This window comes from Erythrobacter sp. JB1-7, from assembly GCF_057365015.1.
On sequence record NZ_CP200291.1, the window covers coordinates 1072819 to 1094682 of the forward strand.

The 21864-nt window shown below is 57.6% G+C and carries 18 protein-coding genes; 5 read left to right on the forward strand and 13 right to left on the reverse strand.

Features of this window, described 5'->3' with window-relative positions; genetic code table 11:
* Positions 1-4: 4 nt before the first annotated feature.
* From AC0V6W_RS05280 to AC0V6W_RS05295, 4 genes are read right to left on the reverse strand one after another with little or no spacing between them, the layout of a single operon-like run.
* The gene (locus AC0V6W_RS05280) at positions 5-691 is read right to left on the reverse strand and encodes a GntR family transcriptional regulator (protein ID WP_486147874.1); all 687 of its coding nucleotides are present in this window, start codon (positions 689-691) and stop codon (positions 5-7) included.
* 24 nt (positions 692-715) lie between these two features.
* Positions 716-1915, reverse strand: a complete 1200-nt coding sequence (locus tag AC0V6W_RS05285) for a CaiB/BaiF CoA transferase family protein (RefSeq protein ID WP_486147876.1) — start codon at positions 1913-1915, stop codon at positions 716-718.
* The gene (locus tag AC0V6W_RS05290) at positions 1912-3804 is read right to left on the reverse strand and encodes a hydantoinase B/oxoprolinase family protein (RefSeq protein ID WP_486147878.1); all 1893 of its coding nucleotides are present in this window, start codon (positions 3802-3804) and stop codon (positions 1912-1914) included. The genes AC0V6W_RS05285 and AC0V6W_RS05290 overlap by 4 nt, the downstream gene beginning before the upstream one ends.
* A gap of 4 nt (positions 3805-3808) precedes the next feature.
* Positions 3809-5866 (reverse strand): hydantoinase/oxoprolinase family protein, encoded by a 2058-nt coding sequence (locus tag AC0V6W_RS05295; RefSeq protein WP_486147880.1) that lies wholly within the window; start codon positions 5864-5866, stop codon positions 3809-3811.
* Between the two features lie 430 nt (positions 5867-6296).
* Here AC0V6W_RS05295 and AC0V6W_RS05300 point away from each other — a divergent pair, with 430 nt between their 5' ends.
* Entirely contained in the window at positions 6297-8810 is a 2514-nt protein-coding gene (locus AC0V6W_RS05300) for a TonB-dependent receptor (protein ID WP_486147882.1), read from the forward strand.
* 108 nt (positions 8811-8918) lie between these two features.
* Here AC0V6W_RS05300 and AC0V6W_RS05305 read toward each other — a convergent pair whose 3' ends face one another.
* From AC0V6W_RS05305 to AC0V6W_RS05315, 3 genes are read right to left on the reverse strand one after another with little or no spacing between them, the layout of a single operon-like run.
* Positions 8919-9347: a DoxX family protein gene (locus tag AC0V6W_RS05305; protein WP_486147884.1), complete on the reverse strand. Its 429-nt coding sequence runs from the start codon at positions 9345-9347 to the stop codon at positions 8919-8921.
* A gap of 31 nt (positions 9348-9378) precedes the next feature.
* Complete coding sequence (locus tag AC0V6W_RS05310; RefSeq protein ID WP_486147886.1) at positions 9379-9972, reverse strand: FMN-dependent NADH-azoreductase; 594 nt, start codon at positions 9970-9972, stop codon at positions 9379-9381.
* A gap of 47 nt (positions 9973-10019) precedes the next feature.
* A complete protein-coding gene (locus tag AC0V6W_RS05315; protein WP_486147888.1) occupies positions 10020-10736 on the reverse strand; it encodes a pirin family protein in 717 nt (238 codons plus the stop codon).
* A gap of 132 nt (positions 10737-10868) precedes the next feature.
* On the opposite strand from AC0V6W_RS05315, the gene AC0V6W_RS05320 reads away from it, so the two are divergent.
* Positions 10869-11765: a LysR family transcriptional regulator gene (locus AC0V6W_RS05320; protein ID WP_486147890.1), complete on the forward strand. Its 897-nt coding sequence runs from the start codon at positions 10869-10871 to the stop codon at positions 11763-11765.
* Positions 11766-11795: 30 nt separating this feature from the next.
* On the opposite strand, the gene AC0V6W_RS05325 is transcribed toward AC0V6W_RS05320, so the two are convergent.
* The 4 genes from AC0V6W_RS05325 to AC0V6W_RS05340 form a co-directional block, all read right to left on the reverse strand.
* On the reverse strand, positions 11796-13223 hold the full coding sequence (locus AC0V6W_RS05325; RefSeq protein ID WP_486147892.1) for a DUF1501 domain-containing protein: 1428 nt from the start codon (positions 13221-13223) through the stop codon (positions 11796-11798).
* Positions 13224-13237: 14 nt separating this feature from the next.
* Positions 13238-15145 carry a DUF1800 domain-containing protein gene (locus AC0V6W_RS05330; RefSeq protein WP_486147894.1) on the reverse strand — a complete coding sequence of 636 codons (1908 nt, stop codon included), beginning with the start codon at positions 15143-15145 and terminating at the stop codon, positions 13238-13240.
* A 143-nt stretch (positions 15146-15288) separates the two neighbouring features.
* Positions 15289-16329, reverse strand: a complete 1041-nt coding sequence (locus tag AC0V6W_RS05335) for a hypothetical protein (RefSeq protein ID WP_486147896.1) — start codon at positions 16327-16329, stop codon at positions 15289-15291.
* A 5-nt stretch (positions 16330-16334) separates the two neighbouring features.
* Positions 16335-17747, reverse strand: a complete 1413-nt coding sequence (locus tag AC0V6W_RS05340) for a vanadium-dependent haloperoxidase (RefSeq protein ID WP_486147898.1) — start codon at positions 17745-17747, stop codon at positions 16335-16337.
* 227 nt (positions 17748-17974) lie between these two features.
* On the opposite strand from AC0V6W_RS05340, the gene AC0V6W_RS05345 reads away from it, so the two are divergent.
* Entirely contained in the window at positions 17975-18739 is a 765-nt protein-coding gene (locus AC0V6W_RS05345) for a hypothetical protein (RefSeq protein ID WP_486147900.1), read from the forward strand.
* Here the strand turns inward: AC0V6W_RS05345 and AC0V6W_RS05350 are convergent.
* Complete coding sequence (locus AC0V6W_RS05350; RefSeq protein WP_486147902.1) at positions 18714-19001, reverse strand: hypothetical protein; 288 nt, start codon at positions 18999-19001, stop codon at positions 18714-18716. The two genes, AC0V6W_RS05345 and AC0V6W_RS05350, sit on opposite strands and share 26 nt — an antisense overlap.
* The gene (locus AC0V6W_RS05355) at positions 18998-19390 is read right to left on the reverse strand and encodes a hypothetical protein (protein WP_486147904.1); all 393 of its coding nucleotides are present in this window, start codon (positions 19388-19390) and stop codon (positions 18998-19000) included. The genes AC0V6W_RS05350 and AC0V6W_RS05355 overlap by 4 nt, the downstream gene beginning before the upstream one ends.
* A 69-nt stretch (positions 19391-19459) precedes the next feature.
* Between AC0V6W_RS05355 and AC0V6W_RS05360 the strand changes: the two genes are divergently transcribed.
* Complete coding sequence (locus AC0V6W_RS05360; protein WP_486147906.1) at positions 19460-20323, forward strand: hypothetical protein; 864 nt, start codon at positions 19460-19462, stop codon at positions 20321-20323.
* A gap of 41 nt (positions 20324-20364) precedes the next feature.
* Entirely contained in the window at positions 20365-21777 is a 1413-nt protein-coding gene (gene serS, locus AC0V6W_RS05365; RefSeq protein WP_486147908.1) for a serine--tRNA ligase, read from the forward strand.
* Positions 21778-21864: the final 87 nt, after the last annotated feature.

A 21864-nucleotide genomic window follows, 5' to 3' on the forward strand; every position in this document is an offset into this window, starting at 1 on the left:
AAGTTCAATCCTGACGGGAGAAATAGCTGTTGGCCGCGGCGCGGATGTGCACTTGCATGATGGTGTCTGCCAATTGCGCATCGCGGTTTTTAAGAGCGTCTATAAGTTCGCGGTGGTGTTCATTGCTGCGGCGAAGATCGGCAACAGAGTATTTATCAGCCGTGCGCGTGACAATCGCAGGCGCGATCAGATTGGCCAGAGTGGCGCTTAAGCGCGGGCTGTCGGCTGCATCCAGAATGGCGCGGTGAAACACGGTGTTTTCGGCAAGGAACCCTTCCACATCGGGTTCAGGCGCTGCATTCACCGCCACATCAATCCGGTCCACGCATTGCTGCAATCGGTCAAGGCATGCCGCATCGTGCCGGGTCGCGGCGCGCGCTGCGACCATCCCTTCGAGCAGTGCGCGCATGTGGAACAGGTCTTCGATATCGCGGCGCTTCCACACCGCCACAACCGCGCCCTGATTGGGGCGAATGACAACGAAATATTCCGCCGCCAACCTGCGCAATGCATCGCGCACTGGCGTTCGGCTGACCCCGCAGCGGCGCGAAAGGTCTTCTTCGCTCAATCGGTCGCCGGGTTTGAAATGGCCATCCAGAATAGCCGCGCCAATGGTGTCATAGGCACGGTCCGCCGCTTTCGAAAGCGTCGGCTTTACACGGTCATCATTGGCGGGAAGCTGGGTTGCCATAGCGAAGTGGAAAGGCCTCTCAGCCTATACCAGCCCCTTTTCCTGATGCTCTTTTAAAGTCGCCTCGTCCCAGCCGAGAAGCTCGCCATAAATCTGCGCGTTGTCCTGTCCCGGCGTGACAGGGGCAGACTTTCGAAAGCCTGAAAAGCTCTTGGAAAAACGGGGGAAAGCGTTTTGCATTTTCAGCTTGCCGCGCCCTTCGGTTTCAACCTCGATAATGGCCTCGCGCGCTTTGAAATGCGGGTCTTCCAGCATATCCTTGGCGGTGAAAACGCGCCCGGCAGGGATCGAATATTCGATCATCAGCGCCTCAACCTCGTCCATCGTCAAAGTGGCCGTCCAGGCGTTGATAATCTCATCAAGCTCCGTCTGGTTTTCGCCGCGCGCCAGATGCGTTTTATAACGCGCATCTTCGGCCATTTCGGGCTTGCCCATTGCCTGCGCAAGCCGAGCGAAAATCGCATCGCCATTGCCGCCAATCATGAACGGGCCATCCTTGCACGAATACACATTGGAAGGCGCAATGCCGGGCAGGATCGAACCGGATCTCTCGCGGATAAACCCGTTATAGTCATATTCGGGCACCAGCCCTTCCATGACTTGCAGCACCGCTTCGTACAATGCGGTGTCGATCACCTGACCTTCGCCCGTTTTGTCGCGGTGACGCAGAGCGGCAAGCACGCCCATCGTGCCATAGCTGGCGCACAAAGTGTCGCCGATGGAAATGCCCATGCGCGCAGGCGGACGATCCGGATCGCCCACAATGTAACGCCAGCCGCCCATCGCTTCGCCAATCCCGCCAAATCCGGCGCGCTTGGAATAGGGGCCTGTCTGACCATAGCCCGACATGCGCGCAATGATGAGGCCGGGATTGGTCTGGTGCAATGTCTCAGGCGCAAGGCCCCAGCGCTCCAAAGTGCCGGGCTTGAAATTCTCGATCAGCACATCGGCTTTATCAATCAGCGCCTTGGCGATTGCCTGGCCTTCTGCTTCGCGCAGATTGCACGTCACCGATTGTTTGTTGCGAGCGATGACTTCCCATTGCACCTTGGTTTCGCCTTGGCCCCAATTGCGCATGGGATCGCCTGTGCCCGGCGGCTCAATCTTGATAACATCCGCGCCCATATCGCCCAGCAATTGCCCGCAAAACGGCCCAGCGAGAAGCTGACCCATTTCGACCACGCGCAAACCTTCCAATGCGCCGGTTTTATCAGCCGTGCTCATTCTGCCGCCTCCGCATGATCGGTGTGCCATTCGGGCTGGATCGGGGCAGGAAGGCCCGTTTCTTCTTCGCAATTGGCGCGCAAAGCCTCGATGCCGGGGCCGTAATCAAACAGCGGCAATTCGCCGCGTTCCCCGCGCATTTTGGTGCGCAATGCCTCAGTTGCGCCCGCGTCAACCGTGCCTTCCTCATCGGCGATAACGCCGTAATCCTTCGCGCCTTCGGGTGTGACAAGGCCCTGGCGGATTTCGAGGCCAACCAGATCGGGATCGCGCTCCAGCGGATCGCCCCAGCCGCCGCCGCCCCAAGTGATAAAGTGCAGCAGATCGCCCGCTTTCACCGCGACATCTTCCACTTTATTGCCGACAATTTCGGAAGTGCCATCGCCGCGTTCGAGCACCTTTTTCGCGCGCGCGCCCGGATGGCCGCCATTCACGCCCCAAGGCGGCACGAACCAGCGATCATCGTGGATGGCAATGTCGCCATCCGCAAGGAAACGGTACGTCATATGGATGCCATTGCCGCCCCGGTGCAGGCCTGCCCCGCCGCTGTCTGGTTCGGTGGAATAGCGTTCGATCCGCAGCGGGAAATACCGCTCCAGAAATTCATTGGGCACATTGGTAAAGCCCGGCCACAGCGAATGCCCATCAGGCCCATCGCCCATGGGACGGCCCGGAATACCGCCAAATCCGATCTGGAACAGCTGGAACCAGTCGCGCTGGCCCGGCTGCCGCATATCCCACCCGGAATAGAAAACGTGCGGGGATGAACTAAAGCCAGCCGCGTTCAAAAATTCAGGCGTGCCCTGCCCCAGCAATCCGCCAAGGATATCGAAAATCCGCCCCAAAGCATGCGTGCGCCCAGACAAAGCAGCGGGGAATTGCGGTTTGAGCAGCGATCCTTCGGGAATGCGAACCTCGATCAGATCGTAGAACCCATCATTGAACAGGATCTGCGGGTCAAAGACCATGATCATGTAAATGCCAAAGAACATCTTGAACATGTTCTCGTTGAGATAGAAATTGATCGAGGCCGCCGATTGCGGATCGGTTCCGTCAAAATCGAGGATGACTTTATCGCCCTCGCGCCACATCGTGCATTTGATCTTGTAAGGGCCGTATCCCTTGCCATCATCGCAGATGTAATCTTCGAAACTCGCTTTGGCTTCGGGGATGGCTTGCCCGATCAGCGCTTTCATTGCGCGGTGATTGCGAGCGAGCAATTCCTGCGTGGCGGAATAATAGACATCATCGCCAAACCGCTCAGCCATTTCAATTACGCGATTGGACGCGACACGGCAGCTGGCGATGAGCGCGTTAAGATCAGCCTGGCACCAGTCTGGCTTGCGCGTCTGGTGCATCACCAGCTTCATCAGGTCTTCGTTATATTCGCCATTTTTCCAGATCTTCACAGGCGGAATGCGCACACCTTCCTGAAAGATGGATGTCGCGCCAATGGGCATGGAGCCGGGCACCATGCCGCCAATATCGGATTGGTGGCCAAACATGGATGTGTACGCGATCAGGCGGCCATCCTTGAACACCGGCAGCAGCACCAGCCAATCGTTTGAGTGGCTGATTGCGCCGCCGACAGAATAGGGATCGGACAGGAAGATCATATCGCCTTCCTCTACCGTGCCGTCATACCCATCGAGGAACGGGCCGATATAGCTGCCGAACTGGCCCACAATCATCTCGCCCGTGGGCGCAGCGATCAGCGGAAAGGCATCGCCCTGTTCGCGGATGCCAGGCGACATGGCGGTGCGCACAAGGGTCGCGTCCATTTCGATCCGGGCATTGCGAAGCGCGTTTTCGATAATGTCGAGAGTGACCGGATCAATGTCGATTTTTTCAAAAGGGGTGGTGTTTGATTGGATGATCTGTGCTGGCATCGTCTCAGCCCTTTTCGTTCAAGTTGATAAGGATATTGCCGACCGGGTCGACGCGCGCGGTGCAGCCATTTTCAACGAGAGTGGTCGAATCCATCTCGGTGATAATGGCGGGGCCGGGGATGATATCGCCCTGTTTCAGCTTTGCCCGGTCATAGATGACGGCGGCGCGCTCTTCCCCGTCCATCCATAAAGTGTGATCGCGGATTTTCGCCTCGGATGGATCGCCATTGCCTTTGGGAAGCTCGTTTGCGGGCAAATCAGGCGCGATGCCCAATGCGACAGCGCGCAGGTTCACGATTTCGTGCGGGGTATCCATGTTGAAAGTGAAAAGCCGCAAATGTTCCGCATCAAACCGGGCAAGCAGCCCTGCGATCCCGTCTGCTTCCAAAGTTGCGCGGTCAATCGTCAGCGGCACTTCGAAAGCCTGCCCTGCATAGCGCACATCGACTTCAAATTCAGAAGTGATCGCGCTTTCAGCCACCCCATCAGCGAGCAATTCGCCGCGGGTTTGATCTTCCATTTCCTTAAGAACGCCCATCAAATCGGCGACATGGGTGTCCTTGGCAAGCTTGCTGAAAGAGCGTGCGGTTTCCGTCCGCATCCGGGTGGTTGCATCGCCAAGCGCGCACAGCACGCCGGGGGAAACCGGGCTAATCGCGGGCCAGCTGCTCATCAATTTGGCAACGGCATTCACATGCAATGGCCCCGCGCCGCCAAATCCCATGACGGCAAAATCGCGCGGGTCATAACCCTGCTGAACCGAGATCATGCGCAATGCGCCGAACATGTTCTCATTCACAATGTCGATAATCCCGCGCGCGGCTTCCATCAGGCCCACGCCCAGCGCATCGGCAATGGTTTGCACCGCCTTTTTCGCGCCTTCACGGTCAAGCTGGAAAGAACCGCCCAAAAGATCTTCGGGCAGATATCCCAAGACCACATTGGCATCTGTCACCGTGGGCGCTTCGCCGCCTTTGCCATAAGCGACAGGGCCGGGCACTGCGCCTGCGCTTTCGGGGCCGACGCGCAAGGCACCTGTAAGTTCGGGCACGTGCGCAATGGAACCGCCGCCTGCGCCCACTGTCTTTACATCCAATGCCGAAGCCCGCACCGACAAGTGGCCCACTTCGGTGGTACGTTGCCGGCGCGGCTCCAGCCCCTCGATCAGCGCCACGTCAGTCGAGGTACCTCCCACATCCAGCGTGAGGATGTTTTTCACGCCTGCATTCTTGCCAACCCACAATGCCCCAGTGACGCCGCCAGCCGGGCCGGACATCAGGATATTGACGGGATGTTCTTCCGCCTTCTGGCTCGACATCAAACCGCCATCTGAACGAAGCAGCGACAAGCGCCCCTTGATCTCGCGCGCTTCCAATTGATCGCGCAGATTGGAGACATATTTGCTCACCACCGGGCGCACCGCCGCATTGGCGACAGTGGACAAAGTGCGCTCATATTCCTGCATTTCGGGTAGCACTTCGTGGGAAAGCGATACGGGAATGCCGGGCAATTCTTCAGCTGCAATCTCGCCAATGCGCGCCTCGTGGCGGCCATCGACATAGGCGTTGATGAGGCTGACGGTCAGCGCCTCGACGCCTTGGCCTTTCAGTTTTTGCAGCGCCGCACGCACCGCATCCTCGTCCAGTTCGCGCACCACTGCGCCGTCCGCGCCCATGCGTTCGGGCACTTCAACCGTGTCTTCAAGATGGGCAAGCGGTTGCGGTTTGGGCCACACGATCCACGCGGCAAGACCGCCGGGCACGAAACTGCGCGCGATCTGCATGACATCGCGGTACCCTTCGGTCACGATCAGGCCGACTTTCGCGCCTTTCCCTTCAAGCACAGCATTGGTCGCAACCGTGGTCCCGTGCAGGAAATATTCGATTTCAGAAGCCGCAACGCCCGCCTCAGCCGTGATCGCTTCAACGCCTGTCAGAATGCCTTCGGAACTGTCATGCGGGGTCGATGGCGTTTTGTGCCGCCAGAACGCGCCTGTGTCTTCGTTGAACAGCAGGAGGTCGGTGAATGTCCCCCCCACATCTACTCCGAGGCGATAGCTCATATTGGCGTTTGTCCTTTTGCAGTGGGCGGCCCTGCTGTTTGCTGTTGCGGGGCCGCCGTTTGGCGTTGTTTGGCGCAGTGCCTGTTAAGTGGATGCAAGCGCAACGTGTATACAAATAGCCACACATATCCGACTATCGACCAATGTAGAAGTTCGTGAGCCCAGTCAAATCCAGTGCCGATTGCGATGGCGATGTTCGTTCGAAGAATCTAAAGTGTTGTTTATATGTGTAAAATGTGATGAGTGACCGAGACCTACGCGAACCAGCGCAGATTACCCCTATGAAATTTGAGCACTGCCGCATGATTGACTTGTGAAAGATTGTATACAAAGTCACGAGCTCGGCGCAACGGTCTTTCGATAGGGATGCGAATAAAGGGCGCCGCCAAATCCAGCACCGCAACCGTGCCAATCAGGGAAAAAGACCACCATGCGCATTCGCAAAAGCCACCTTCTCGCCGCTGCTGCCCTGCCCGCCTTTGCCAGCCCCGCTTTTTTAAGCCCGGTGCTCGCTCAGGATGCAGCCGCAAACGAAGATGACAATGACAACGCTATCATCGTGACCGCGCGGCGCCAAAGCGAAAGCCTTGCCGAAGTGCCCGCATCCGTCACGGTGCTGTCTGCTGATGCCATTGAGAAAACCGGTATCCAGCGCGCGGATGATTTCGTCCAGCTTACTCCCGGCGTGACCATTGTGACAGGCACCGCAGAGGCAGGCGACACGCAGATCAATATTCGCGGCATTAACGGCGCGCGCGATGCGGAAAGTTCGGTCGCGCTGGTGGTTGACGGCATTTTGAAAACCAACACCGCGCAATTGAACCAGAACCAGGGCACTTTGCGTCAGGTCGAAATCCTCAAAGGCCCGCAAGGCGCGCTGTATGGCCGCAACGCAGCCGCAGGCGCGATTGTGATCCAGACGTTAAAGCCCGATGGTTTCCTTGAAGGCGGGATCGAGGTTTCTGCCGCCGAAGACAACACCTATGCCGCCAACGCTTATATCTCTGTGCCTGTGGGCGAGGATGCGGGCTTTGTCCTGTCAGGATCATATGCGACCAGCGACGGGTTTTTCTTCAACCGCTTTCTTAACGACAACGTGGTCGATGATAGCGAGACATGGTCTATCGATGGCCGCTTTGTCGCCAATCTGACGCCTGCGACCGAACTCGACGTAAAAGCGCGCTATGCCAGCCTTGATGGGGCATCGATCAATTTCAACGCGGCGTTTCACCTGCCCGGATTTGGCGGAGCGTTCTTTGAAGATGTGAACGAGCATCCATTTGATTTTTATTCCAATATCCGCCCCACCAACACGCAGGACACCTTCGAAGTGTCCGCCAAGATTGAGCATGATTTTGACGGCATGGTGCTCACCGCATGGGCGCTTTACAGCGATGTCGATCAATTGCTGACAGCGGATGGCACATCGGCAGATTTTGCGCGCTTTACTTTTCCCGGCGCAACGCAGGATTCGATCGATGCATCCAATTCCTGCTTTGCCACCACGGCTGGGTTGACCGGCTTTCCCGTCAATCCGCCCGGATTCATCGGCGCAACGCCGGTGCCGTTTATCTTTGATCCGGTAAACGGGTCCACTTTTGGGCCCTATAGCCCCACAACATGTGATGGGACGCAGCTGCAAACCCGCCAGCAAAGCGATATCAGCGGCGAAATCCGCCTGGCCTCTGACACAGATGGCCCGCTGCAATGGCAAGTGGGTGCGTATTATCTGCATATTGACCGCGAAACCGGCGTGTCGCTGGGCGCGGATCTGGGCAATGGGGTAAGCACAAGCCTGTTCAACGCAGCAGGGTCCGGCAATCCGACGACGCTGCTTTATAACGATGACTTTTCGACCGACGTCTATGCGGTGTTCGGATCGCTCGAATGGGAAATGAGCGAACGCGCCCAGCTGGGTCTGGCGCTGCGTTATGATATCGAGGATCGCTCGGTCACCAATCTGGTGCCCAATGTGCTCGACCCGATCACAGGCGCGCCGATCAATCCGGGGCTCGCCTTTGGCCCGATTGCCGATCAGTCGGAAAGCTTCAAGCAATTGCAGCCCAAGCTGACATTCCGCTACGCGCTAACAGACGATATCAATTTCTACGCCAATTGGGGCATCGGGTTCAAATCGGGCGGGTTCAACAATCAGGGCTCTGCCGCGATTGTTGACCAGAATTTCAACCAGTTCATTGGCACCAATGTCCTCATCACCGATCTGTTCGACAAGGAAACATCAAGCGCATTCGAAGCCGGTTTCAAAGGATCGCTGCTGGATGGCCGCGTCACGTTTGATCTGGCCGGATATTACACCGAAATCGACGATATGCAGTTCTTTGAATTCTTCGTTGGCACTTTCGGATTGCTGCGGGTCGTTTCCAACATTGATGAAGTGGAAGTGATCGGGGCGGAGCTGAACCTGACTGCCGAAATCGTGGATGGGTGGAGCGTGTTCGGATCGGCCAATGCCACCGGCAGCGAGATCAATGCGAATTCATCGCGGCCCATCACGGTTGGCAATGAAAGCCCCTACACAGCGGACTACACCATCAATCTGGGCACTCAGATCGACCAGCCCCTGACCGACACAATCAATTTTGTCGCGCGCGCTGATTACCGGATCACCGGGCCTACATGGTTCCACACGGTGCAGGATGATGTGAGCCCGACCTTGTTCAGCGGGCTGCTACCCGGCTCTGCGCTCGCTTTGCCAGCAGAAGTGGGCAATGCGGATTATTCGATCACCGAACGCGACACGTTTTCTATCCTCGATGTGCGCGTCGGGCTGGAGATCGACACGTTCCGCATCACCGCTTTTGTCGACAATCTGACAGACGAGAATTACCTTAACGAGGTTATTCCGGCGATTGAATTTGGCGGATCGTTTATTTCACCGGGCGGCCTGCGCCGGTTCGGGGTAGAGGTTGGCTATACCTTCTAACTGCGCTGCAAAACGCAGCCCTTCAGCGTCGCAAAACAAAAAAGCTAAAGGCCGGGATGCACCACCAGATGCATCCCGGCCTTTTCGTTTGCCGCCTCATAGAACTGTTTAGCTGCGATCGATTGAAAATCTACCAGCACCAAAAGCTGCGACAGCGAACATGCCCCCTGCGATTGCCAGGTTTTTGAGGAACGCTGTCATTTCAGCCTGCTGCGAAAAATCATTGTGAAAGATCACCGCAGTCAGGACCGTAAAGCCGCCCATAACCAGACCTGTCAGGCGGGCCTTGAAACCAAGTGCAAGCATCAATCCGCCCACAATCTCAAGCGCGATAGTGCCGAAATAGACCAATTCAGGCAGCGGCATACCGACGGATGAAATGTAGCCCACCGTCCCCTCCATCGATGAGAGCTTGTTAATCCCTGCTAGGACAAAAAGCGTTCCCAACAAAACGCGCCCTAAAAGAGCGAGCGCATCTTGCGCGGCATTAGGCGAAGTGACTGACATCGTCGTATTCTCCTTGATAACTGGTGTCATGGTGTGCCTCCCGGCAATGTGTGTTTTGCAATTAGGCTGATGCGGAAACTTCGCCCGCTGTTTGAATGGCAGCGGCAATCTTTGCATCACCGTCTGCGCCCATGACCCCATCGGCTGCGATCACTTCAACATCCTTGATCCCCAAAAAGCCCAGGAAAAAGGTGAGCCAGCTCGTCATGAAATCCATGTCAGAGCCAATTGGTGTGCCGCCAGACGCTGCAGCGATATAGGCCTTTTTGCCGGTCAGCAGGCCTTCTGGCCCGGTCGGCGAATATTTGAAAGTTGTGCCAGCACGGGCAACAAGATCGGCCCATGCCTTTACAACGGCAGGAACGCCGAAATTGTACACTGGCACACTTAAAACGATGGTGTCTGCCACTTGCAATTCAGCAATCAGCCTATCTGCAATCGCTGCAAGCTGGTTTTGCTCCGGTGTTCGCTCGCTGGCAGGGGTCAAGTTCGCATCGAACACAGCGGCATCGATGAAAGGTATGTCATTGACGCTGAGATCGCGCTTGGTGACTTCTGCGCCGCTGCCGATATTGGCAATCAGCGCATCGCCAATCCGGTTCGAAATGCTCTCAGAGCCTCGAATGCTGGCGGTGATATGGAGAATGTTCGACATTTTTCAGGTACCTTTCATAAGATCAGTCATAAGGGTGTAAGCAGGGGTCAGGCGGCATCCACCAGGACAAGTTCGCTATCGTCGAGCGCGGTTATGGTGACGCTTTCAAGGTCCGTCATCGCCACCCCGTCACGGGCGTTGGCCTCGATATTGTCCACGCGGACCCTGCCGGTGGACGGCACCAGATAAAGATGGCGATCGGCGCTGCGCGGGGTGTACGTTACGGTTTCGCCCGCTTTCAGGGTTGCTCCCAAAACGCTGGCGTCAGCGCGGATTGGCAAAGGGCCGGCAGCGTCTTTATCGTCATTATTGGAATGCGCACTGGCGAGAGGCACAAACTGGCCTGCCCGGTCACCTTTGGGAAACGGACGTGCGCCCCAGTCCGGCTTACCGCCGCGCTCATCGGGGATGATCCAGATTTGGAAGATTTGGGTGTCTTCATCTTCGAAATTAAACTCAGAATGCGCTATCCCGGTGCCTGCACTCATCACTTGCACATCGCCTGCAATCGTGCGGCCTTCATTGCCCTGATTGTCGCGGTGAGTGATCGCGCCTTTGCGAACATATGTGATGATTTCCATGTCGTTATGCGGATGAGTTGGAAAGCCCTGTCCCGCAGCGATGGTGTCATCATTCCAGACCCGCACCGCGCCCCATCCCATCCGAGACGGGTCGTGATAGTCATCAAATGAAAAATGGTGATGGGCATCGAGCCAACCGTGATTGGCAGAACCCAAAGCGTTAAGTGGGCGAAGTTCGATCATGGCTCTATCTCCTGTTTCGCAAACGCCGCTGTGAAAAGCGCTGCGTGTTGAGAGATGAGATAGGCGCGGAAACTATTTCGATATACTGCGATAAAATTTGCTAAAATGTTCATATTATCCGAACATACGAGCATGAGAATAGGCGAACCCAGTCTCGATCAGATGCGCATTTTTCTGGCCGTCGTGGACGAAGGAAGCTTTGGCGCAGCGGCTCGGCATATGGGACGCGCCATTTCCGCGATCAGTTACGGTGTGGCGCAAATGGAGGCGATGCTTGGCCTCAGCCTGTTTGACCGCGAGGGATCTCGAAAACCCGCGCTGACCGATGCTGGGCGCGGCATTCTGGCCGAAGTGCGCGCGGTGGTGGACCGCTCCGATGGCCTGATCGCCAAAACACAAGGCCTGCACCAAGGCCTTGAGGCGAGTGTCGGCCTCGCGATTGATGTCATGGTGCCAAGCGAAGCAAGCGCGCGCGTGCTGCGCACATTTCGCGAAGAATTTCCGACAGTTGCGCTGCGTTTGCAGGTGGAAGCTCTGGGCGCAGTGGCCGCCTGCCTGCTTGATGATGAACCCGCCAATATCGCGATCGCAGGGCCAGTCATCAGCGACAATGCCCAGCTTGAAAGGCGCGCGATTGGCGATGTTGACCTGATCCCGGTCGCATCCCCCGGCCATCCCCTGGCCCAAGCCGGCCTGCCCGCTGGCGCTACACGCGAACATTTGCAACTGGTCCTGTCAGACCGGTCCCGCTTGACGCAGGGGCGCGAATTTTCCGTGCTCAGCCCGTTAAGCTGGCGGCTCGGCGATCTTGGCGCGAAACACGCTTTGCTGCGGCAGGGGATCGGCTGGGGCAATATGCCGCGCTGGATGGTCGAGGCTGACTTGCAAAGCGGCACATTGGTGCAATTGGATCTACCGGAAAAGCCCGGTGCCGATTACCTGTTGAGCGCCTTGTGGCGGCGAGACACAGAGCCCGGCCCCGCCGCCAAGTGGCTGATAAAGGCGTTCGAAAACGCGCTGACGCCCTGATACCCTGACGCCCTTACTAGCGCCCAAACCTCAAGCAGGCGCTTGCATAAAGCCAAGATCGCTTGAAGCGAACCGGCCAATATTGGGCGAAACGCTGGGCAATTCGCTGTTTGATACGCCAAACCACCGCGCCAAAGTCGCCGAATATTGATCCACCGCCGTGCTGGGCAGCAGACGGCCTCTGCCCACCTGATCGGGCGTGTCCACAGAAACGCTGGGCGCGGTGCCGTAAAAACGGCCACCGTTCACCGCCCCGCCCATGATAAAGTGATGCGCCCCCCAGCCATGATCGGACCCATCGCCATTGGATGCGAGTGTTCGGCCAAAATCAGATGCGGTAAAAGTCGTCACCTGATCGGCCACGCCCAATTCCTGTGTCGCGCGGTAGAAGATGTCCATCCCGTTATCGAGCGTGGAGAGCAAACCTTCATGCGATCCCATCAGCCCGTCATGATGGTCAAACCCGCCCAGCGCCACCATGAACACTTGCCGCGTTACACCCAGCGAACTGCGCGCCGCAATCAGCGAGGCCACCGTGCGCAGCTGATCGTTAAAGCCATTGCCGCTACCAAAATCAGTGCTCAATGAAGCGTTTTCCAGCGCATCATTGACGAACTGGCCATATTGGATCGAACGGTCATTCACCATTGCATGATCGGCTGCCAGCACATTGCCGCTGCCTGATCGCAGGATAGTGTCCAAAGCGGTTGCCGCTTCGCGTGAGCGATACAGATTGCCCTGACGCAAAGGCCGGAACAACGTCGCTCCATTTGACCCGATGCGGTAAGGCACCGAATTCTGACCGCTCAAAAACACGGCATTGCCGCTCACATTGATCGCGGTGAACATCGCATTGGTGTTGGATGTTTGCGCCAGATCGCCCATGCGCCCGCCCCAGCCCGATGGCGCGCCTTCTGGCTGCGAGCTTTGCCAGGTGGATTGCTGATCGTTGTGCGAAAACAGCTTTGCAGGGATCGGCGCGCTGCCATTTTGAAACTGCGACAGGGTAAGCGGCGCCAAGAGCGGCCCCACATTCAGCAAAGGCGCCATATTGCCCTGGTCAAAGCGCTGCTTCAACAGCGGCATGCTGGGCGCCAGCGCATAGGTGATGTCATCTGTCAGCGTCTGGCCCTGCGGCGGGGTCAGCACGGTGTTCGCCAGCGATGCGCGCGGCAAAGCGATGCCGCCGCCCGCTTCGGACCCATCGCCGCCGCGAATGGTGGAATACCGCGCATAATTGGCCGCATCAAACGGGATCAGCGTGTTGCCCTGATCGTTCCCGCCATACAGGAAAATGCACACCAGCGCTTTGTACCCGCCGCTGTTTGAAAAGGCCGCAGCCTCCCCAATTCCGGCAAGGCCCATGGCGTAAGATGATGCAGCTCCCATCGCGGCAAGCTGGCTGGACCGGCGCATAAAGGCACGGCGCGACAATTCGGATTGTTTGCCAATAAACATGGTGAGCGGCCCTCTTATTTTTGGATCAGGTAATCGGTGGATGCCATTACGAGCAGCACAGCGGTGTGAACCCTCTGCAACCGGTCTTCGGCATCGCTGGCCGCATCAATGCTGATAGTGTCGAGCGCGCCAATAATCGTATCGCGCACATCATCGGATAATTGGTTGGCCGTCAGCAACAGATCCAACCGGTCCACCAAGGCTGCCGGATCATCGGCAATCGCGGTTTCAGCCGAATAATCGAGCGACAGATCACGCACTTGCCAATGCGATGTGTTGATCGCCAATTGAATGAAATTGACATAACCTGCGACCGTGGTTTCGTTCACCAGCTGAAATTCTGGCGCAACCAGATCATTGGCGGCTGCCTGCGATCCCACCGGAAAATAGGTCGGGCGGAAAAAGTTGAACACAGATGCCGGGCGCAGCGGCGATTGACCAAGGCCATAACTGTCATCTGACAGATTGCGCACTTCGAAATTGCCGCTGACAGAGCGCACGCCGAATGTGCGGTTCAACTGGACAAATCGCAGCATGGGTTCGCGCAATTTGCCAAAGCCGGGATCGCTGGCATTGCTGATATTGGTGGCTTCATCATCGAGCACGATGGCTTTGAACACCGCGCCCAAATCGCCGCGCTCGCCGCTGCCATTATTGGCAAAGACCGACGCGACGCGCCCCACATAAGCAGGGCTGGGATTGCTGGTGACCAGACGCTGGATCATCTGCTTGGCGAAAAACGGGCCGACATTGGCATGCTCAAACAGGTGATCGAGCGCCAGACGCAAAGTTTCCTCTGCCCCTGTGCCTGCCGGGATGGTGAGGCCAAGAAAGCTCTTTTCCTCATCGGAATGATAGCTGCTGTTGTCAGGATACGCCCAGCGCGTTGCATCGGCGGTCATCGGCTGGCGTGCATAATCAGGATCGGGCACTTGCCAAGTTCCACCAAAAGCCTGTGTCCGGCCAATGCCGGTAAAATCATAATCATACCCGGTGAAAACCTTGGCGATGCCGGTCACATCATCATTGTCATAGGTTTCTATGGGGTTGCCGCCGGACAATCGCTCGGTCCCGTCCGAATTGAGTTCGAACAGGCCGATGGAGAACAATTGCATGATCTCGCGGCCATAATTTTCATCGGGCACCCGGCCAGAAGACGGGTCCGCTTTGCGATTGCCGCGCGTGTTCAAAAACACGCCCATAGCTGGGTTCAGTGTGATCTCTTCGATGAGTTCACGGTAATTGCCAAAGGCATTGCGATTGAGCAGATCCCAATATTCGCCAATGGCAGGTGAGCGGTGCGCGATGCTGACGCTGTTGAAAGAGACGACGAAAAATTCGGACAAAGCCAGCGCCCAACGTTTGCGAACCGGGCTGGAACCCGAAAGCAATTGCGACCAGATCATGTAATCGCCGGGGAAACGCAGATTGTAATACTGGTTCGAATCCACCTGATCGAAACCGCGTTCGGCAAAATATTGCCGCGCGGTCTGGCTGTTTTGGGTGCGCATCTGCGCATCGAGCCAGGGTTCATAGCCTTGATCTTGCACTTGCTGGATTGCAGCGGTGCTGGCGGAAAGGCTGGCCTGAAGCAAAAAGCGCGCGGCTTCTGTATCGTTTTGCGGCCGCGCTACGGTCGGGGCCGGGGTTCCCCCGCCTCCGCCAGCAACTGCGCCGCCGCTTGCGGGGCTGCTGCCACCACCGCCGCCGCCGCATGCCGCCGTTCCCAAGGCAAGCGCGCTGACACCAGCGACTTTTCCGAGCGCTTTGGCGTTCGACGTTACCTGTGATGCGGGCTTCGCTGCGGACTGCGATGTGCCAGAGGTCTCTGGCTGTTCCGATTTTCGAGGTTCATTTCCCGTTTCAGGCTTTTTTGCGTTGTTCGTGCCTGAGGTCGATTTTTCTTTTGTTATAGTCGTCATTGCTGGTCCCTACGCCGCATTCCATCCCCTGCTGCATCGCCAACCTGACCAATAAATGTCGAAAGAAGATTAACTTGAAAGCAAGCATCCTTGAAAAGGGATGGAACGTGGCGAAATCCCGCCAAGTGGGTTTTGGGAGCGATCTAAAACGCGAAACGTAGCGAAGAAACGGCGGTAACTTCCTCAATATCCAGCATAGTGACGCCGTCTGCGGCGATTCTGGCATTGGCGTAATTGCCGCCAAGGTTAATCGAAAGACCGCGGGCAAGCGCGTAGGATGCGCCGACGGCTCCTGATATTTCGTCCGCGCCGTCCAATTGTCCGTAATGCCCTTCAACCGACATTTGCAGCGGGCCAAACTGGGTTTGCCCGCCTGCCGATACGAACCAGCGATCCGCGTCAACCAAAGCGCCATCCAGCCGTTCGTAGCCTACGCCCAGATCATACAGCGAGCTGCCATAAACAAATTCGCCGACCAGCCCCGCCCCGTCGCTGTTAAACCGGGTGATGCCATCGGGCGCGGTGTATTGCGCGCGGCGATAGCGCGCGGCAAAGCGCACATCGCGTTCGCCCAAAGGCCGCTGAAACTGCGCGCCAACCTCGAAATCGCCGTTCTGATCGACCACCGCTCCGATTATGCTGGGGCCAAACCGGCCAACATAGGCCCCGCCCCAATTATCGAGCTGGCCGTAAAAATCATCAAACGCCAAAAAGGAATTGCCCGCGCCGCGCTGGCGCCGGGTCAGCTCACGCACCTGGCCATTAACATTCCCGCCCAGAACGGTGCCAAAACTGGTGCCGATAAAGCCTGCGACATTGTCCGAATAATCATCGGGCACGCCCAGCGCATTGTCCGAATATTGCGCGAAGTAAGCGAGCCCCAGCGTCCATCTGTTCGCCAGCTGCGTTTCGGCTGACACCTGAACATTGGTGACAAAGCCAAAGGTGACCTCTTCATCATCAATCAATTCGTCAAAGTCAGCCGTGATATTGGCATCCGCCAGCCCGGTGACAGCGATGGTCACATCGCCCGCTTCGATCGACAAGGGTTCCTCGAATGAGGACAGATTGTCGTAATTGAGGTTCACGTCCTGCGCGGCGGCGGCTGCGGGCAAAACCGCGCACACAGCAGCGCTGGCAAAGGCTTTGGCCAGAAAGCTGGCTGGGAAAAGAGTGCGCGTCATTGCTCTTACGCCTTTTTACGGAACATGGTTTTGACGGCGTGGCGCGCGATCTGGCGACCGGCATTGTCGGCAGCTTCGTGATCGGCAAGCCAGTGGACACCGCCGTAAATCCGGCTCCACCCATTTTCATGGGCGGCCTGATCCAGACTGGTGAAATACCGCCTTTTGCCGGTCAAAGTGGGCCACAGCACCTGATCGGGGCTTTCATGACTGAAACTGACCGCATCGGTGCCAATCAGCAGCTTGATCATCTCAACCCCTACCGCACCAAAGGTCGAATGCCCCGATGTGTAAGCGGGGAAATTGGGCGTCGGGATCATGCTTTCCCAATTGGGCTGTTCGACAATACGCGGATCAGAGCTGCCAAACTTGCTGCAGCGGAATTTGATCGCGGTTTCCGGGCGCAGGATATCGTGGTGATATTTGCTGTCCCAGGCATTGATCGAGGCATCAGCCTGCACCGCGCCCATCAGCGCGAAATGGCGCGCATGATCGAGGAAGTCATACCCTCTGTCCTGCATCACCTGAAGCCCGATATAAAGGAAATGCCCCGGCGGCGTGATGCCCCACGGGCCATCTTCCCAGAACAGCGCAATTTCTGCCTGATCTTCGGTCCTTCGGGTGGAATCCTTGCCCCCCAACTGGCGCACAAGATCAAATTGCGCGGCAAATTCCGGGCTTTTCGGATCTAGGAAATCGGGCACGCGGAACTGCGCAGGGCTGGTCATTGTCCATGGCTTGATCGTGCCGTGACCGGGAAACAGGCCGCGCTCATACGCGCCGATCGCAGGGCCGGGTCCGGCGCTGTAGGAGGGGCCGGTTGGGGTCCATTTGAGCACATCGTCGCGGCGCGGATAGCGGCCATGGTAAAAGTTCACCCGGTGCGGCTCTGCCCCGTCATGGGTGCGCATTTTGTTGATCGCAAGGCCAACATGGCGCCCCCATTTGACGCCCAGATCCTTTGCTTCTCCATCGGGAAAGCGGCCCTTAAACGCGCGCCTTTCCCATAGGAATGGCTGCTGAAAACATTCCGATGCAGCCGTGGCAAAGGCCGTGCCATAAGCGATTTCGGGATCAGCGCCGCGCGGTGCCTCGCCAAAGTCATAGGGCATGTCGTACCGCCCCATAATCGCATTGGCCGCGGCAAATCCGGCCACCATAGGCGCTGCAAAGTTATACGCAGCGCGCGGCGGTGCAACCCGCTGATCGCGCACTTGCTGCATCACGATATCAACCCAGTGATAGACCGTGTTCGCATGTTTGGGATCAACGATATTGGTGAGATAGCTCGACCGGCTGCCCAAGGACGCCGTCGAACATCCGCCAAGCCCGGTGGCCGCGATGCCTGCTGCCGCCCCGGCGAGCATATTGCGCCGCGAAATCTGCATCAATTCCTCCTGCCGAGCATCGCCATCCATGCCCGATTTTTGCCTGTTTAGTGTCTGTCTCTATCGCCCCGCCGCGCCCGCCCTTTGTTAGAGGCGCACACCGCACACGCTATTAATCTGCGGGCTGCGTGTTAGCGGGAAAGTGTCGCCAATCGCTTAACCGCCTAACGCGCGTCCCCTTTTGCAACAGCGTTTTTGCGAAAGTTTACGCGCGCGATCATATTGCGCGGCTTCCAGAACTCTTTAAGCTTGACCCCGTGGACCTGTTTGTCATCCTCATCGCGCTGCACGTGGTCACCGGGCTGACCGGGTTGATTGCGTTCTGGGTGCCGATTGCGACGCGCAAAGGGGCCAGGAACCACCGGCTCGGCGGAAAATGGGCGTGTTACGGCTTTATGGGAGCGGGCGCGCTAGCTGTCGCAATGGCGCTGCTCACGCTCTACGCACCCGATAAACGCCACCCCGAAATCGCAGACCGCGATCTGTTCGAAGGGCTGTTTGTCTGGATGATGCTGTATCTTGGGATTTTGACGATTGGTTTTGCCGATTACGGGCTCAGCGTGGTCAAACATGCGCGCAATCGCAAAGCTTTGCGCCGGCCCCGCACCCAAATCGTGATCGGCGCTGTGGTGATATCGGGGCTTTACTGCGGATATTATGGCTTTCGCATTGGCGATGTGCTGATGATGGCCCTGTGCGCTCTTGGCGTGGCGGCAATGGCGATCCAGCAGCTTTTTATCTGGCGCCCTGCCGCGCCTTCCCCCACCGCTTATGTCGGTGAGCATTTCCGCGCGCTTATTGGGATGGGCATATCGGCTTACACCGCGTTTATGTCGGTCGGGCTGATCCGCTGGGTGCCGCAGCATGTGTTTAACCCGCTTGTGTGGGCCGGGCCAAGCGTGGTTGGAGTTGGCCTGATTATCTATTTCACCGCGCAGGGTAAGCGTAAGGGGAAAGCCAAGGTAGAAGACCCCGGGCGCGCTTCTAAAGCCGGGGTTAAGGCGCGCTCCACATCCGCATAAGATTGGCGATTGTCTTGTCCAAAGTCAGCAATTCCGGCGCCCCTTTCGGCAGACGCGCGCGCAGGCTAGCGCGCAGATTTTCCAGATCGAACAGCATCTCGCGCTGGGTGGGATCGGCAATCAGGCTCTCAATCCAGCCGACACACACTATGCGCGCGCCGCGCGTCACAGGGGTCACTTCGTGAATGGAGGAGCTGGGATAGAGCACCAATTCCCCCGGTTGACCTTTGACGGTGTAATCCATGCCAGCGGTGTGGATCACCAATTCGCCGCCTTCATAATCCTCGGGGGGGTTAGAAACAGAGTGAATGACATATCGGTCCGCATCCGCGCCGTACCTGCGCCCATCAGCGCATTATCAATATGCGATCCATAATGCCCGCCACCATGTGTCTTGCTGATGATGAGGTGCGAAAACCGGCGCGGATGACTTGCCGCAGAGAGCACGGAGTTCTGGTTCAAATGCTGCATAATAAGCGCTTGAACAGCATTGCCCGCTTTATCGGCCATCACGGCTTGTTGGTTTTGCTTCACGGCGCTCGCGGTTTTACCAGCGGTTTGTTTGCCATCGCGCCATTGCAATGCAGCAATCGCGGCGGTGATCTCAGCAAGTTTATCCGCATCCTGAATGGCGGTGAGGGTTAGGATCATGGGAAAGTGTGCACCGCTTTATGATAATGATTTGCATCAGCGCAAACGCGGCTTATGACACAATGACAGATGAAGCCAAAGATTATCCCCGGAGGACACAAAATGAAAGTCACCACCAAAACCTGGAAAACTCTTGGCCTTGCCACCGCGCTGGCTGGCGCGGGTCTTGCGGGATGTTCTGGGGAAGCAGGCGAAAGCGGTGAAGGCGGCGAAGCAGCCCAAACCGGCGAAGCGGGTGAGGCTGGCGAAAGCGGCGAAGGCGGAGAAGGTGGTGAAGGCGGCGAAGGCGGTGTTGCTGTGAGCGAAGCGGGCAGCGATCCGGTCGTCTATGGCTCTGCTCTCGCCATTGCAGAGGCGCATGTGATCGCCGCGCGCGATGCGTTCAAAGCGGGCGAAAGTGATGCAGCCGCTGAAATGTTCGGCCATCCTGTATCCGAAGTGCTGGCCGATCTTGATCCGACATTTAAGCAATTGGGCGTTGCAGATATGAAGCCGCTGTTCAACGCAGCCTCCCGGGGCATTCTGAACGGTGATGACGCTGCCAAAGTGGATGCGCATTATGACGGTATCATCGCCGCCCTTCGCGCAGCAGCTGACAAAGCGCCCGATAATGGCACCAGCGCGGCAATGGTCGCAGCAGGCGTGGCCGCTGACCAGATAGAGCGCGCCGCCAGCATGTATGGCGAAGCGGCCGAAGGAAAGATCTACGGCCCCTATCTGGATGGCTATGGTTTTTACAAATCCGCCAAGGCCGCTTTTGATGGGTCAGCAGGCGCAATCAAAGCCGAAGACCCGAAAGTCGCAGAAGCCATCAGCGCGGCTTTGGACACGCTTGCCAAAGCCTATCCGGGCGCGGCCCTTCCTGAAACTCTGGATGCCAATCCGGGCGAATTGCAGGGCGCTTCCTCCGCCGTCATGCTTGCCATCGGGTAAGCCCTTTCCAAGCGCGCGCGAAGGCGGCATAGGCGTGCCCCATGCACGATATTCGCCTGATCCGGGATGATCCCGATAGCTTTGATGCCAATCTCGTCCGGCGCGGGGGCGAGCCTGTGGCCGTACAAATCCTTGCGCTGGATGAAGAACGCCGCGCGCTCGCAACCCAGCTGCAAACCGCACAATCGCGCCGCAACGAAGCCTCCAAAGCCATCGGTAAAGCGATGGGCCAGGGCAATGCGGATGAGGCGGAAAGGCTGAAAGCCGAAGTTGCCGAGCTGAAACAGACAATGCCCGCACTGGAAGAGCGCGAACGCGCGGTGGCAGAGCAGCTTAAAGACGCGCTCGCCGTCATTCCAAACCTACCTTTTGATGATGTGCCGAGCGGCGCGGATGAAGCGGACAATGTTGAGGTTTCCAGTTGGGGCGAGAAACCTTCGTTCGATTTTGAACCCAAGGAACACGCCGATTTCGCGCCCGATCTGGGCATGGATTTTGAAACCGGAGCGCTGTTGTCTGGCGCGCGTTTCACATTCCTGCGCGGCGATATGGCGCGGCTGCACCGGGCGCTGGGTCAATTTATGCTCGACCTGCAAACCCGGCAGCACGGCTACACCGAATGCATGCCCCCCGTTCTGGTCAAGGACGAAGCGATGTATGGGACCGACAAGCTGCCGAAATTTGCGGAGGATAGTTTTCAGACTGCACCGCCTAGCTATCGAGAGAATGTCATCAACATCTTTCGTAAGGTTCTGGCAAACCCCAACTTAGTCGATCTGGCGAAAGAGGCTGAACCTAACTTCGTAGAAGAGTCTCTCGAACTGGTTGAGGGCCCTTTTCTCAATCGCCGCTGGCTTATCCCCACAGCCGAGGTCTCCCTGACCGCGTCCACCATGGGGCAAATCTTGGACGACAGCGCCCTGCCCATGCGCATGGCAGCGCTGACCCAATGCTTCCGCTCCGAAGCGGGCTCTGCGGGGCGAGATACGCGCGGGTTTATCCGTCAGCACCAGTTTGAAAAGTGCGAGCTTGTCTCCATCACCCGCCCCGAAGATAGCGCCGCTGAACACGAACGCATGCTCAAAGCAGCGCAGAGCGTGCTTGAGGCTTTGGGCCTGCCCTATCGCACCATGCTTTTGTGCACCGGCGATATGGGTTTTGGCGCGCGCAAGACCTATGATCTGGAAGTGTGGCTGCCGGGCCAAGGCGCCTATCGCGAGATCAGCTCATGCTCGAACACCGGCGATTTTCAAGCGCGCCGGATGAACACGCGGTATCGGCCAGAAGGCGGGAAGAAGACTGAGTTCGTGCACACTCTAAACGGCTCCGGCCTTGCGGTTGGGCGCACTTTGGTGGCGATCATTGAAAACTATCAGCAAGCAGATGGCAGCGTAACCGTTCCCGAAGCTTTGCATCCCTATATGGGCGGGGTCACGCGGCTCACTCCGCAATAAACCCGTTCGCCCTAACCCAACCCCCGCTCATGCTGAGCTTGTCGAAGCATCGCCCTTGTCTTCGGGGCGACATCGCAAAAGAAGGAA

Excerpts from the sequence above, each read along its gene's own strand:
- AC0V6W_RS05280 (WP_486147874.1), bottom strand. The coding sequence starts at position 691 with ATGGCAACCCAGCTTCCCGCCAATGATGACCGTGTAAAGCCGACGCTT.
- AC0V6W_RS05285 (WP_486147876.1), bottom strand. The coding sequence starts at position 1,915 with ATGAGCACGGCTGATAAAACCGGCGCATTGGAAGGTTTGCGCGTGGTC.
- AC0V6W_RS05290 (WP_486147878.1), bottom strand. The coding sequence starts at position 3,804 with ATGCCAGCACAGATCATCCAATCAAACACCACCCCTTTTGAAAAAATC.
- AC0V6W_RS05295 (WP_486147880.1), bottom strand. The coding sequence starts at position 5,866 with ATGAGCTATCGCCTCGGAGTAGATGTGGGGGGGACATTCACCGACCTC.
- AC0V6W_RS05300 (WP_486147882.1), top strand. The coding sequence starts at position 6,297 with ATGCGCATTCGCAAAAGCCACCTTCTCGCCGCTGCTGCCCTGCCCGCC.
- AC0V6W_RS05305 (WP_486147884.1), bottom strand. The coding sequence starts at position 9,347 with ATGACACCAGTTATCAAGGAGAATACGACGATGTCAGTCACTTCGCCT.
- AC0V6W_RS05310 (WP_486147886.1), bottom strand. The coding sequence starts at position 9,972 with ATGTCGAACATTCTCCATATCACCGCCAGCATTCGAGGCTCTGAGAGC.
- AC0V6W_RS05315 (WP_486147888.1), bottom strand. The coding sequence starts at position 10,736 with ATGATCGAACTTCGCCCACTTAACGCTTTGGGTTCTGCCAATCACGGT.
- AC0V6W_RS05320 (WP_486147890.1), top strand. The coding sequence starts at position 10,869 with ATGAGAATAGGCGAACCCAGTCTCGATCAGATGCGCATTTTTCTGGCC.
- AC0V6W_RS05325 (WP_486147892.1), bottom strand. The coding sequence starts at position 13,223 with ATGTTTATTGGCAAACAATCCGAATTGTCGCGCCGTGCCTTTATGCGC.
- AC0V6W_RS05330 (WP_486147894.1), bottom strand. The coding sequence starts at position 15,145 with ATGACGACTATAACAAAAGAAAAATCGACCTCAGGCACGAACAACGCA.
- AC0V6W_RS05335 (WP_486147896.1), bottom strand. The coding sequence starts at position 16,329 with ATGACGCGCACTCTTTTCCCAGCCAGCTTTCTGGCCAAAGCCTTTGCC.
- AC0V6W_RS05340 (WP_486147898.1), bottom strand. The coding sequence starts at position 17,747 with ATGGATGGCGATGCTCGGCAGGAGGAATTGATGCAGATTTCGCGGCGC.
- AC0V6W_RS05355 (WP_486147904.1), bottom strand. The coding sequence starts at position 19,390 with ATGATCCTAACCCTCACCGCCATTCAGGATGCGGATAAACTTGCTGAG.
- AC0V6W_RS05360 (WP_486147906.1), top strand. The coding sequence starts at position 19,460 with ATGAAGCCAAAGATTATCCCCGGAGGACACAAAATGAAAGTCACCACC.
- serS (WP_486147908.1), top strand. The coding sequence starts at position 20,365 with ATGCACGATATTCGCCTGATCCGGGATGATCCCGATAGCTTTGATGCC.